Below are 12,547 nucleotides of genomic sequence, written 5' to 3' on the forward strand. Positions count from 1 at the left end.
TGGAGCGGATTCAGATTTTAGGTCGTATCGACCTAAAATCATCCGGCTCCAGTGTAAGGCCCGGAAAACCCGGGCCTGATTGTTTGACTGCTGTCAATTACTGCTGCGGCTGAGCGTCGGGCGCTGCCGCACCGTCGGCAGGCGCAACGGCGTCGTCGGCCGGTGCTGCATCCTGCTGCTTCTGCGCGTCGTCATAAGCCTTGCTGAGCGCCGGATCGTTGATGACGACCTTGGTATCCTGCTTGGCCTTGTTCAGGAGTTCAAGATACTTGTCGCGCATGACGAGCTGACGAACCTGGTCCTTGACCTGGTCGAACGGCGGAGGAGGAGCATTGCGCTTGTCTTCGACCTTGATGATGTGCCAGCCGAAATCGGTCTTGACCGGGGTCTTCGTATAGGTTCCCACAGGAAGCGCGAAAGCCGCGTCCTCGAATTCCTTGACCATGCGGCCATGGCCGAAATAGCCGAGATCGCCGCCGTCAGCCTTGTTTGGATCCGTCGACTTTTCCTTGGCGAGTGCGGCGAAATCCTTGCCGGCATCGAGCTCCTTGATGATCGCCTTGGCTTCATCCTCGGTCTTCACGAGAATGTGGCGGGCATGAACCTCTTCCTGCTTAGGCAGGGCTGCGACTTCCTTGTCGTAACGCGCCTTGACTTCATCATCCTTGATGGCGTCGGCGACATGCGCCTTGAAATAGGCATTGTGCAGCTCGCGGTCGCGCAGATAGGCCATGTGAGCCTGGAAGTCCGGCGTCTGATCGAGCTTCTCGGCAGCGGCCTTCTGCGACAGCAGCTTCACATCGACCGAAGCAGAGAGTGCTGCGACCTTCTTCTGGTCATCCGGAAGCTGGCCGAGCTGCGGATCGAGGTTGGCGATTGCCAGATCGAGTTCGGATTGATGGATTTCGACATCGCCGACCTTGGCGACAACGGGGTCCTTGGCATCGGCCGCGAAGACCGGAGCCTGGAAGGTAACGATTGTTGCGAAAGCAACCGCAGCAAGCTTGTTATACTTCAACATAAAATAACCCTTCGGTGATCTCGACCGGCTCGACAGATGTGAATCCGGCGTGAAAAAGCCTTCAGCAGGAGAATGTGGCCTTTCTGTATCGGCCAAATCCCGTTGACATCAATCGACCCCCCTCTTATCTGTCACGCAACCTCGCGTCCAGAACAGTTTCCGGCCGTTTTGTGCTATACTCCCGTTTTTTTCGGGAATGGATCAAGCAGGAAACGGCAGGATGAAATCTCAGAAAGGACCAGTCACATGGTCAGCCTAGGTGGAATTGCCCGCAAGTTGTTCGGCTCGTCCAACGACCGTCGGGTTAAATCGTTCCAGCCGAAAGTAGCTGCAATCAATGCGCTCGAGCCGGAGATGCGCGCGCTGTCCGATGAAGCTCTGGCCGCCAAGACGGTTGAGTTCCGCCAGCAGCTCGCGGAAGGCAAGACGCTGGATGATATCCTCGTGCCGGCCTTCGCGGTCGCTCGTGAAGCGTCGCGCCGTGTTCTTGGCATGCGACCCTTTGACGTGCAGCTCATCGGCGGCATGATCCTTCATTCCAATGCCATCGCCGAAATGAAGACCGGTGAAGGTAAAACTCTGGTTGCCACCCTCCCGGTCTATCTGAACGCGCTGGCCGGCAAGGGCGTCCATGTCGTTACGGTCAACGATTACCTGGCGCAGCGCGACAGCGGCACCATGGGCCGCCTGTACAGCTTCCTCGGCCTGACGACGGGCGTCATCGTCCACGGCCTGTCGGATGAACAGCGCCATGAGGCCTATGCCTGCGACATCACCTACGCCACCAACAACGAGCTCGGCTTCGACTATCTGCGCGACAATATGAAATATGAGCGCGCTCAGATGGTTCAGCGCGGCCATAGCTTCGCGATCGTCGACGAAGTGGACTCGATCCTGGTCGACGAAGCGCGCACGCCGCTGATCATCTCCGGTCCGCTCGACGACCGCTCCGATCTCTATATCACCATCAACGCCTTCATTCCCCGCCTGGCGAAGGAAGACTATGAAATCGATGAAAAGCAGCGCTCGGCCAACTTCTCCGAAGAAGGCACCGAGAAGCTGGAGAACATGCTGCGCGAAGCCGGCCTCTTGAAGGGTGAATCGCTCTACGACGTCGAGAATGTCGCGATCGTCCACCACATCAACAACGCGCTCAAGGCGCACAAGCTGTTCCAGCGCGACAAGGACTATATCGTCCGCAACGGTGAAGTCGTCATCATCGACGAATTCACCGGCCGCATGATGCCGGGCCGCCGTTATTCGGACGGCCAGCATCAGGCGCTGGAAGCCAAGGAACATGTGCAGATCCAGCCGGAAAACCAGACGCTGGCGCAGATCACCTTCCAGAACTACTTCCGCATGTACGAAAAGCTCGCCGGCATGACCGGTACGGCATCGACGGAAGCAGAGGAATTCGGCAACATCTACGGTCTCGACGTGATCGAAGTGCCGACCAACCTGCCGATCCAGCGTATCGACGAGGACGACGAGGTCTATCGCACGCACGCCGAGAAGTACAACGCCATCATCAACGAGATCCTCGACGCTCACAAGCGCGGCCAGCCCGTGCTGGTCGGCACGACGTCGATTGAGAAGTCCGAACTTCTCGCCGACCTCATGCGCAAGCGGGGCTTCAGCAACTTTCAAGTTCTGAACGCGCGCTACCACGAGCAGGAAGCCTACATCGTCGCCCAGGCCGGCGTTCCTGGCGCGGTGACGATCGCCACCAACATGGCCGGCCGCGGCACCGACATCCAGCTCGGCGGCAACCTCGAAATGCGGGTCGAGCGCGACCTGCACGAAATGGAACCCGGTCCGGAGCGCGACGCGGCCATTGCCCGCATTGCCGAAGAGATCAAGGAACTCAAGCAGAAATCGATCGCTGCCGGCGGCCTCTACGTCATCGCCTCCGAGCGCCATGAAAGCCGCCGTATCGACAACCAGCTGCGTGGCCGTTCCGGCCGCCAGGGCGACCCGGGCCGCTCGAAATTCTACCTGTCGCTCCAGGACGACCTGATGCGCATCTTCGGCTCCGACCGCATGGACGGCATGCTGCAGAAGCTCGGCCTCAAGGAAGGCGAAGCGATCGTCCACCCCTGGATCAACAAGGCGGTTGAACGCGCCCAGAAGAAGGTCGAGGCCCGCAACTTCGACATCCGCAAGAACGTTCTGAAGTACGACGACGTATTGAACGATCAGCGCAAGGTCATCTTCGATCAGCGTGTCGAGCTGATGGAATCCAAGGACCTCTCCGAATTCGTCGGCGACATGCGCCACGATGTCATCGAAGATCTCGTCGCCAGACATATTCCAGAGCGCGCCTATGCCGAACAGTGGGATGCCGATGGCCTGAAGACGGCTGTCGCCAACTTCTTCGATCTCGACCTGCCCATTCATGACTGGGTCAAGGAAGAAGGCATCGGCGAAGACGACATCCGTGCGCGCCTGACGGAAGCGGCTGAAAAGGCTGCGGCCGAAAAGGCTGAACGCTTCGGCCCTGAGATCATGACCTATGTTGAACGCTCCATCGTGCTGCAGACGCTGGACAATCTCTGGCGCGAGCACATCGTCAACCTCGATCATCTGCGCTCGGTCATCGGCTTCCGCGGCTATGCGCAGCGCGATCCGCTGCAGGAATACAAGGCCGAAGCTTTCGAGCTGTTCCAGGCACTGTTGAACAATCTGCGCCAGGCCGTGACCGCGCAGCTTTCACGCGTCGAACTGGTGCAGCAGCCGGCCGAGCCGGAGACGCCGCCGATGCAGGCCCGTCATATCGACGCGACAACGGGAGAGGACGAATTCTCACCATTCACGCTTGCAAGTGAGAGTGCTGTGGCACCGGAAAATCGCGATCCGCGCAACCCGGCGACCTGGGGCCGCGTCGGCCGCAACGAGGCCTGCCCCTGCGGCTCCGGCAAGAAGTACAAGCACTGCCACGGCGCCTTCGAAAGCAGCGAAGTGGTCTGAGCCTCGCAACCCGACAGCAATGAGCAAAAATGCCGCCTTCGGGCGGCATTTTGTTTGCAACGATCAGGGACTACAACAATTCGCCGATAGGCGCCGCCGATAACCATTTCAGCATGCCCACCGCGTTCAGACGGCGGAATGCGGATCCTCATTGTAGAGATGCACCGGGTAGCCTGGTCCGATGACGTCAAGCACCCGATCGAGCCAAGCTGTGAACGCGGGATAATCGGCAAGATCAAAGCCGCAATCCGTCGCTCTATGGGCATAGGCGTAAACCGCGATGTCCGCGATCGTAAACTCATCGCCAACGAGGAACGGCGTATTCTTCAGCCCGCGCTCGAGCGCCGCAAGCGAACGAAGACCAGCCGAGCGCTTGGCTGCGGCCATAACGGCATTGGATTCCAAGCGCCCTGTCAGCGTCCAGAAGCGCAGCGTACCGATGACCGGTTCGACATGATACTGCTCGAAAAACAGCCATTGCATGACCTTGGCATGTCGATAGCGATCCGCCGGAAGAAACCGCGTGCCTTCAGCAACATAGGTGAGAATAGCGTTCGATTCCGCAATCGTTCGCCCATCCTCCAGTTCGAGAACGGGGATGCCCCCTGCCGGATTGAGATCGAAAAACGCGTCCGTGCGCCCTTCCCCCTCGAAAATGGACACCAGGCGGGTCTGATAGGGAATATCGAGCAACCCGAACAGAACCCTGGCCTTCCAGCCGTTCTGTGATGGTAGATAGTCGTATAGTGTGAACATGGAATTCTCCTCCGCAGCTGAGGGATGCTACATGCATGCTTCGTATCCGCCACCCGTTTCCTGCGACGGCTCTCCGAGTGGAGCGGGCATGAACTCCTCGCAGCCAACGGTTGCTTCTGCACTTACCCGACAGACAACCGACCGCATGCATGGCCCCTGACATTTAACTATCGAAAGAACCGATTCTTAACTCTCCTCTGCCAAGACTAACGCGAGTTTGGGATCATACTTAAAGTATTGCGTATCGGTCATGGCGGTCTTTCAAACAGCGGAAAGAATGTTGCCGTCCGCATTGCGGGCCGCGCTATCGCCGTATCTGCGCAAAGTCGCCGCCATGCTCACCGGCCGGGACGAAAAGGCAGTTTCACAGCGCATGGCGCTGATCGCCTTCACGATCCGCGTTGCGGGCGCCGCCCTCGCCTTTCTCTCGCAGATCATCCTGGCCCGCCTGATGGGGCGGTTCGAATACGGCATCTTCGTCTTCGTCTGGGTGCTGATGATCCTGTTCGGCAATCTCGCCTGCCTCGGCTTCCCGACCGCCATCATCCGCTTCCTGCCCCAATATGAAGCCAACGGCAATCATGATGCCATTCGTGGCTTGAATGCCGCGGCACGCCTGTTCGTGGTCGCCGTTTCGGGCAGTCTGGCACTGATCGGCGCGCTGCTGCTCTTCGCCTTCCGCGGCATGGTCGAACATTATTACGTCATGCCGGTTTTCCTCGGTCTGATTGCCGTGCCGATGATCGCGCTTGGAGACGTTCTGGACGGTACGGCTCGCGCCAAACACTGGCCGATCATGGCCCTCAGCCCGACCTTCCTCATTCGCCCGACGCTGATCCTGCTCTTCATGGTGACCGCCATACTCGCCGGCGCACCACGCGATGCCGTTACCGCCATGGCGGCGGCGCTTGCTGGCGCCTTCACCAGCGTCCTGCTGCAATATCTTGCGGTGACGCTCCGTCTGCGCCGTCATTATCCAAGCGGCCCGAGAACGACTGAATTCAGCGCTTGGACAGCCGTCGCCCTGCCGATTTTCCTAGTCGAAGGCGTGGGCTACCTGCTCACCAATTCGGACGTCATCGTCGTCGGCATTTTCCTCGATCCGGATGAAGTCGCCGTCTATTTCGCGGCGGCAAAAACGATGGCCCTGGTGCTCTTCGTCTCCTTCGCCGTCAGGGCAGCCATCGGGCCGCGTTTTGCCGCCATTCTGGCTGAGGGCGATCACGGCAAGCTCGCAGCCTTCGCGACCGAAGCGACGCGCTGGTCCTTCTTTCCGGCGCTTGCCCTTGGCCTCGTGGTGCTGGCGGCAGGGCAACTCCTGCTTTCACTGTTCGGCGCGGCCTTCACCGAGGGCCAGATCGTGATGGCGATCCTGCTTGCCGGCATTCTCGCAAGAGCGCTCGTCGGCCCTGCCGAAGTGCTCCTGACCATGGCGGACAAGCAGATGCTTTGCGTCTATCTCTATGCTGTGGCGCTCATTGCCAATATCGGCCTGAACGTTGCGCTCATCCCGCATCTCGGCATCGAAGGAGCGGCGATTGCCGGAGCGGTCGCCATGGCGATCGAAGCCCTGCTCCTGCACGTCGCCGTGCGCCGTGCGCTCGGCATCACTCTATTCGCCCTTATCCGGCGTCCTGCAGCGCCACCGGCAACGAGGGCCCTCTGATCATGGCACGTCCACCCTATACCGAAACCACCGACAGCCAAGTGAACGCCCTGACGCATACGCTCGCAGCGCTGCATTTCGAAGCACCGAAGGCCGAGGCTCGCGTCGAGGTCGGCCGGGCCGGCCGCGAATTCTGCCTCTATCCCGGCAAGCTCGGCTACGAGCTGCAGGATGAGCTGGACTTCCTGTCCAACCGTGCCATGGAGCCGAACATCTTCTTCTCCGGCCGCTTCCTCGCACCCGCCATGCCCCGCCTTGAGGATCGGCAGGTGCGGCTGGCACTGATGCGCGACAACAGCAGCACGCGCAGCCGCATCCGTCTGCTGATGCCCTTCACCATCGACAAGCCGGGCTTTGCAATAGGGCCGTCCATTATCCGGGTCTGGTCGAACTCTTTTGGCCCACTCGGCACGCCCTTGCTCGACGCCGAGGATGCCGGCGAAACGCTCGACAACCTCCTCGAGGCGCTCTCCCGGCCGGAACTGCATCTGCCGAGCACGCTCGTATTGCCGGATGTTCGTCTCAACGGTCATTTCGTCCAGATGGCCAAGGTCATCGCCATCGGCCGGAACCTGCCGATCGCCGTCGCCAACCCATTCCAGCGTCCGATGCTCCAGAGCAATGACGACGCGCTTACCTATCTCAAGCGGACGATCTCCAACGCGCATTTGCGGGAAATGCGCCGGCAGTGGCGGCTTCTGGAAAGCCTGGGCGAAGTCACTTACAGCGTCGCGCGCCAGCCCCGCGATATTCACGGGCGCATGGAAGAATTCCTGGCGCTGGAAGCAAGCGGCTGGAAGGGCAAGAAGCGCTCGGCGCTGGTCACCGATCGTCACCATGCCGCCTTCGCCCGCGAGGCGATTTCCAACCTCGCAGCCATCGACGCGGTGCGCATCCACTCCATCGATCTCGACGGCAGGGCCATCGCCTCGATGATCGTACTCATTATGGGCGGCGAGGCCTATACCTGGAAGACCGCCTATGACGAGGCCTATGCCCGCTTTTCGCCGGGCAAGCTCTTGATGGGCGAGCTGACGGAATGGCATCTCGACGACGCCAACGTCGTCCGCTCCGATTCCTGCGCCGTGCCGGATCATCCAATCATGAGCCGCTTCTGGCACGAACGCGAGGAGATGGGCACGCTCATCATCGGCCTGACGCCGAACGGCGACCGCGACGTCCGCCAGGTTACCACGCAGCTCCACATGTATCGCAGCACCCGCAACATGGCGAAGCTGCTGCGCGAAAAGATCCTGTCGCTTACGAAGCGCTGACCTCGGCGATCGCCCGCTCGCGCAGCAGGCGCCGGATCACCTTGCCCGAGGTCGTCAGCGGCAGGGCATCGACGAATTCGATCTCGCGCGGATATTCGTGCATGGAAAGCCGGGTCTTCACCCATTCTCGGATTTCGATCGCCAGTTTGTCGCTCGGCTCGCAACCGGGCACGAGGACAACATAAGCCTTGACGATTTCCGTTCTGACCGCATCCGGCTTGCCGACGGCTGCCGCAAGCTGCACGGCCGGATGGCCGCCGAGGCAATCCTCGATCTCGCTCGGGCCGATGCGATAGCCCGACGAGGTGATGACATCGTCGTCGCGGCCGACGAAGGAAATATAGCCATCCGCATCCTGCCGGCCGATATCGCCGGTCAGAAGCCAGTCATTGGCGAATTTCGCCGCCGTCGCCGCCTCGTTCTGCCAGTAGCCGAGGAACATCACCGGATCGGGCCGCCTGATCGCGATCTGCCCCGTCTCGCCTACTGCAACCTCATGGCCATCAGCGTCGACGATTGCCACACGATGGCCGGGTACCGGTTTGCCGGTCGCCCCAGCACGGCTGACGCTGAAGGCCTCGCTGGAAGAAAGGACGAAATTGCACTCCGTCTGGCCGAAGAATTCGTTGACGCTGATGCCAAGCGCGGACCGCGCCCATTCGAAGGTTTCGCGGCCGAGCGCTTCGCCCGCCGACCCTATCGTGCGCAGCTTCAGATCATACTGCGCCCGCGGATTGTCGACGGCCTTCAGCAGTCGCAGCGCCGTCGGCGGAATGAAGGCATTGCGCACCTCCATCTCGGCCATGATGCGGAACGCCATATGCGGATCGAATTTCTGCGCGGGGGAGGAAACGACGGGAACGCCAAGCATCAGGCTCGGCAGCAGTGCATTCAGCAGGCCGCCGGCCCAGGCCCAGTCCGACGGCGTCCAGAGCCGGTCGCCGGCCTTGGGAAAGCCCTCATGGGCGAATTGCATGCCCGGAATATGCCCCGGCAGCACGCGATGGCCATGCAGCGCGCCCTTGGGCGGGCCGGTCGTGCCCGAGGTGAAAATCATAAGGGCCGGATCGTCCGGGCCGGTATCGGCGACCGCAAACAGCGGCGGATGCGCCGCCACCAGATCGGCAAAGCCGGCAACATCCTCCTCGGCGCCATCGATGCTGATCACCTGCGCCAGTTCCGGCAATCGGTCCCGGATCGGACGCAGCCGCTCGAGGCCGAAGCGGTTGGTGACGATGGCCGATGCCCCGGCTGCCTTCAGCCGGTATTCCAGCGCCTCGGCGCCAAACAGCAAAGCCAGCGGCAGGGCGATCGCGCCCATCTTGTAGATCGCCACATGCGCCACGACCGTCTCAAAACTCTGCGGCAGCAGCAGAGCCACCCGATCTCCCGCCCGCACCCCGAGCGCAACAAGCGCATTGGCGAAAGAGGCGGAGCGATCGCGCAACTCACCATAGGTCATGGAAAAGTGATTGCCGTTGGGATCGAAATGCTGAAGGCAGATCCGATCGGGCTCGTGCTCGGCCCAGGCATCGCAAACAGCATGTCCCATGTTGAATTTCGGCGGAATCTCCCAACGAAAGTCGCGATAGAGGGCTTCATAAGTATCACGCGGGGGCAATTTCATGCGCAGTTCCAGAAAATGATGCGGTGCAGCTAACACCTGTCGCTGTTGGGGTTCAAGGAAACATTTGAAATCGCCGTCTTCCCCCGGACGCGAATCGCCTTACTTATTAAGGAATACTTCGAAGCTCTTCACGAATTCATGCGTCGACCGACGGCGACTTTGTCCGTCGATTTGCTTTTCGCGACGCACCCATCCCATCGCTCTTCTGACGATGGGCCTCCTTGTAGCGAATGATCGAATGGACGGAGAATAGCGATGGAATACGTAAAGCTCGGCAGGACCGGCCTTGAAGTCTCACGCATCTGCCTGGGTTGCATGACCTATGGCGATCCCAACAAGGGCACGCACGCCTGGTCATTGAAGGAAGAGGACAGCCGCCCGCTGCTGCGTCAGGCGATCGAAGCCGGCATCAACTTCCTCGATACGGCCAACACCTATTCCAACGGCTCGTCGGAAGAAATCGTCGGCCGTGCCATCAAGGATTTCGCCCGCCGCGACGATATCGTGCTCGCCACCAAGGTCTTCAATCGCATGCGCCCCGGCCCGAACGGCGCCGGCCTATCGCGCAAGGCGATCTTTGACGAGATCGATAACAGCCTTCGCCGCCTCGGCACTGACTATGTCGATCTCTACCAGATCCACCGCTGGGACTATACGACGCCGATCGAAGAAACGCTGGAAGCGCTGCACGATGTCGTCAAGGCCGGTAAGGCCCGCTACATCGGCGCTTCCTCCATGTATGCTTGGCAGTTCGCCAAGGCGATCTACACCTCGCGCCTCAACGGCTGGACGGAATTCGTCAGCATGCAGGACCACCTGAACCTGCTCTACCGCGAGGAAGAGCGCGAGATGCTTCCCTTCTGCGAGGACCAGAAGATCGCCGTCATCCCCTGGAGCCCGCTCGCCCGCGGTCGCCTCACCCGCGACTGGGACGAGGCGACGGCCCGCACGGAGTCCGACGAATTCGGTAAAACGCTTTACACCCAGGCACTCGAAGCCGACCGCAAGATCGTCGATGCCGTCGGCACTGTCGCCAAGGCCCGCGGCATCCCGCGCGCGCAGGTCGCAACCGCCTGGATCCTGCAGAAAAGCGCCGTCACCGCCCCGATCATCGGCGCCTCCAAGCCCGGCCACATCACCGATGCCGTCGCCTCCCTGGAGGTCAAATTGACGCCGGAGGAAATCGAAGCGCTGGAGTCGCCTTATGTTCCGCATGGGGTTGCAGGGTTCAAGTGAACCGGGATTTTGGAGCTGGTCAGGTTGGGCTGGTGATATAGCGGCTGGCTGCCTGGCCCCTCACCCTAGCCCTCTCCCCGCGCGCGCAGGGGTATCGCATATGGTGCGGATGAGCATCCTAAGCTCCTTCTCCCCTCGGGGAGAAGGTGGCCCGAAGGGTCGGATGAGGGGGCTATCGTTTTGAATTCAATGGATTTTCGTGCATTTGGCAGGCACCCCCTCATCCGCCTGTCGCGTCCCCTTCTCCCCAAGGGGAGAAGGGGACGCGACAGCAACTTCGGGTCATATGCGATTGCCCTCCTCGCGCGCGGGGAGAGGGTTAGGTGAGGGGCATTCACATCCTCTGAAGCCGATTGGCCACGCGGCAAATCGCGCAAAAGTGACTTCACGAACGGGTCACAGTTGAGGCTTAACAGATCGAAGTCCCTAGCCCCGAGGATGATATCCAATGATCACTGTTCCCTTCGAAGCGCGGCGATTTCAATCGACCGCGGCCTATTACCTGCGCTATCGCATCCCCTATCCGGACAGGCTTATTACCCGCGTAGCCGAGCGCAGCGGCCTCAAGCCCGGCGATCATGTGCTCGATCTCGGCTGCGGCCCCGGCCAGCTTGGCATCGCCTTCGCGCGGCTGCAGGGTGCCGCCGTCACCGCCATGGATCCGGAGCCGGAAATGCTCGCCGAAGCCGCGCTCGGCGCGAAGCAAGCCGGCGTCGATATCAGCATCCGCCAAGGCTCTTCCTACGATCTAGGACCTGACATCGGCAGGCTGCACCTCTGCGTCATGGGCCGCTCCTTCCACTGGATGGACAGGCCGGCAACGCTGGAAGCACTGGACAGGCTGATCGAGCCGGGCGGCGCCGTCGTGCTTTTCCACGATAAAGGCATTCTGGCGGAACCGAACTGGCGCGGCATCCTTGAACCCCTGATGGAAACCTATTCGCCCGAGCGCAGCGCGGAGCGGCAAATGCGCCGGAGCAAGGAATGGGCGCCGCATGAAGCCATGCTGCTCGCCTCACCCTTCCGCAATCTGGAACGGATCGGCATCGTCTCGGAATACACCAGGGATATCGAGGAGATCGTCGGCCGCATCTTCTCGATGTCGTCGACCTCACCGCAGGCGCTCGGCGACAAGGCCGCCGATTTCGAAGCGGCGCTACGTGCGGAACTGCTGGCGGCCGCACCCGACGGCAAATTCAGGGAGGTCGTCGAGGCGAACGGGCTGCTCGCCTTCCGCGACTAGATCAGGATCAGCCGTTATTTTCACTCGGCGGCGGCGTCAGCTCCTGCCGGGTCGCCGACAGGAATTCCTGTGACAATTCAGGATTGTCCATCGCGCGGGCCAGGATGACGGCGCCGACCATGGCCGAAAGGCTGGCAAAGGCCTTGCGCCGGCGCTCCTCCGGCGTTTCGCCGGGAACGATCTCTTCCAGCACCTCGACCAGCCCCATCAGCCCGCCGGTGAAAGTGGACTGCATCTCGGGACCATGGCGGCTGACCTCCTGCGTCAGCGCCGCGAAGACGCAGCCGGTCGCATGCTCCACCACGTTGCGATGCGAGAGATAATGGGCAAGCAGCGCTTCCAGCGGCTGGTCGGGCGAGCTTGCGGCGACTTGCTTCCAGCGCTCCAGCGAGCGGGCCACCAGCGCCTTGCTCGCCTCACAGGCAAGCTCGTCCTTCGAATCGAAATGGCCGTAGAAGCCGCCATGCGTCAGCCCCGCCGCCTTCATGATCTCGGCGACGCCGATGCCGTCGAAACCCTTTTCGCGAAAGAGCTCACCCGCCACGGCAAGGATCTTCTCGCGATTCTCGGCGAATTTCTCCCGGCTCACTCTCATCAAAAAACTCCATCAGAGCATCAAGAAAACTGTATTGACAATTTATATGATGGCCATCATCAATACGCAACAAATATGATAGCAATCATGTAAATGCCTTTACACAAACGTTCAAGCCGGGAGAACGGCGGAACGCTATAAGCGGACATCGCCCCCAAACCG

9 protein-coding genes are annotated in these 12,547 nt (G+C 61.0%); 5 read left to right on the forward strand and 4 right to left on the reverse strand.

What is annotated here, in order from left to right:
- Positions 1-97 precede the first annotated feature (97 nt).
- Positions 98-1,021: a peptidylprolyl isomerase gene (locus tag I8E17_RS14230; RefSeq protein ID WP_069612949.1), complete on the reverse strand. Its 924-nt coding sequence runs from the start codon at positions 1,019-1,021 to the stop codon at positions 98-100.
- 246 nt (positions 1,022-1,267) lie between these two features.
- Between I8E17_RS14230 and secA the strand changes: the two genes are divergently transcribed.
- Positions 1,268-3,988 (forward strand): preprotein translocase subunit SecA, encoded by a 2,721-nt coding sequence (gene secA, locus I8E17_RS14235; protein WP_069612948.1) that lies wholly within the window; start codon positions 1,268-1,270, stop codon positions 3,986-3,988.
- 126 nt (positions 3,989-4,114) lie between these two features.
- On the opposite strand, the gene I8E17_RS14240 is transcribed toward secA, so the two are convergent.
- Positions 4,115-4,744 carry a glutathione S-transferase family protein gene (locus I8E17_RS14240; protein WP_069612947.1) on the reverse strand — a complete coding sequence of 210 codons (630 nt, stop codon included), beginning with the start codon at positions 4,742-4,744 and terminating at the stop codon, positions 4,115-4,117.
- A gap of 250 nt (positions 4,745-4,994) precedes the next feature.
- On the opposite strand from I8E17_RS14240, the gene I8E17_RS14245 reads away from it, so the two are divergent.
- Positions 4,995-6,410 carry a lipopolysaccharide biosynthesis protein gene (locus I8E17_RS14245; RefSeq protein WP_069612946.1) on the forward strand — a complete coding sequence of 472 codons (1,416 nt, stop codon included), beginning with the start codon at positions 4,995-4,997 and terminating at the stop codon, positions 6,408-6,410.
- Positions 6,411-6,412: 2 nt separating this feature from the next.
- Positions 6,413-7,684 (forward strand): GNAT family N-acetyltransferase, encoded by a 1,272-nt coding sequence (locus tag I8E17_RS14250; protein ID WP_069612945.1) that lies wholly within the window; start codon positions 6,413-6,415, stop codon positions 7,682-7,684.
- On the opposite strand, the gene I8E17_RS14255 is transcribed toward I8E17_RS14250, so the two are convergent.
- Positions 7,671-9,311, reverse strand: a complete 1,641-nt coding sequence (locus I8E17_RS14255; protein ID WP_069612944.1) for an AMP-binding protein — start codon at positions 9,309-9,311, stop codon at positions 7,671-7,673. The two genes, I8E17_RS14250 and I8E17_RS14255, sit on opposite strands and share 14 nt — an antisense overlap.
- 255 nt (positions 9,312-9,566) lie before the next feature.
- Between I8E17_RS14255 and I8E17_RS14260 the strand changes: the two genes are divergently transcribed.
- Positions 9,567-10,547: an aldo/keto reductase gene (locus tag I8E17_RS14260; protein WP_069612943.1), complete on the forward strand. Its 981-nt coding sequence runs from the start codon at positions 9,567-9,569 to the stop codon at positions 10,545-10,547.
- 448 nt (positions 10,548-10,995) lie between these two features.
- Positions 10,996-11,790: a class I SAM-dependent methyltransferase gene (locus tag I8E17_RS14265; RefSeq protein ID WP_069612942.1), complete on the forward strand. Its 795-nt coding sequence runs from the start codon at positions 10,996-10,998 to the stop codon at positions 11,788-11,790.
- Between the two features lie 7 nt (positions 11,791-11,797).
- On the opposite strand, the gene I8E17_RS14270 is transcribed toward I8E17_RS14265, so the two are convergent.
- Complete coding sequence (locus I8E17_RS14270; protein WP_069612941.1) at positions 11,798-12,385, reverse strand: TetR/AcrR family transcriptional regulator; 588 nt, start codon at positions 12,383-12,385, stop codon at positions 11,798-11,800.
- Between the last annotated feature and the right edge of the window lie 162 nt (positions 12,386-12,547).

The organism is Rhizobium sp. AB2/73, from assembly GCF_020871915.1.
In the GTDB taxonomy this organism is placed as follows: Bacteria; Pseudomonadota; Alphaproteobacteria; order Rhizobiales; family Rhizobiaceae; genus Rhizobium; species Rhizobium dioscoreae.

What these genes read in the sequence shown, in the direction of transcription:
- secA (WP_069612948.1), top strand. Translation starts at nt 1,268, where the DNA reads ATGGTCAGCCTAGGTGGAATTGCCCGCAAGTTGTTCGGCTCGTCCAAC.
- I8E17_RS14270 (WP_069612941.1), bottom strand. Translation starts at nt 12,385, where the DNA reads ATGAGAGTGAGCCGGGAGAAATTCGCCGAGAATCGCGAGAAGATCCTT.
- I8E17_RS14265 (WP_069612942.1), top strand. Translation starts at nt 10,996, where the DNA reads ATGATCACTGTTCCCTTCGAAGCGCGGCGATTTCAATCGACCGCGGCC.
- I8E17_RS14230 (WP_069612949.1), bottom strand. Translation starts at nt 1,021, where the DNA reads ATGTTGAAGTATAACAAGCTTGCTGCGGTTGCTTTCGCAACAATCGTT.
- I8E17_RS14255 (WP_069612944.1), bottom strand. Translation starts at nt 9,311, where the DNA reads ATGAAATTGCCCCCGCGTGATACTTATGAAGCCCTCTATCGCGACTTT.
- I8E17_RS14260 (WP_069612943.1), top strand. Translation starts at nt 9,567, where the DNA reads ATGGAATACGTAAAGCTCGGCAGGACCGGCCTTGAAGTCTCACGCATC.
- I8E17_RS14240 (WP_069612947.1), bottom strand. Translation starts at nt 4,744, where the DNA reads ATGTTCACACTATACGACTATCTACCATCACAGAACGGCTGGAAGGCC.
- I8E17_RS14245 (WP_069612946.1), top strand. Translation starts at nt 4,995, where the DNA reads ATGGCGGTCTTTCAAACAGCGGAAAGAATGTTGCCGTCCGCATTGCGG.
- I8E17_RS14250 (WP_069612945.1), top strand. Translation starts at nt 6,413, where the DNA reads ATGGCACGTCCACCCTATACCGAAACCACCGACAGCCAAGTGAACGCC.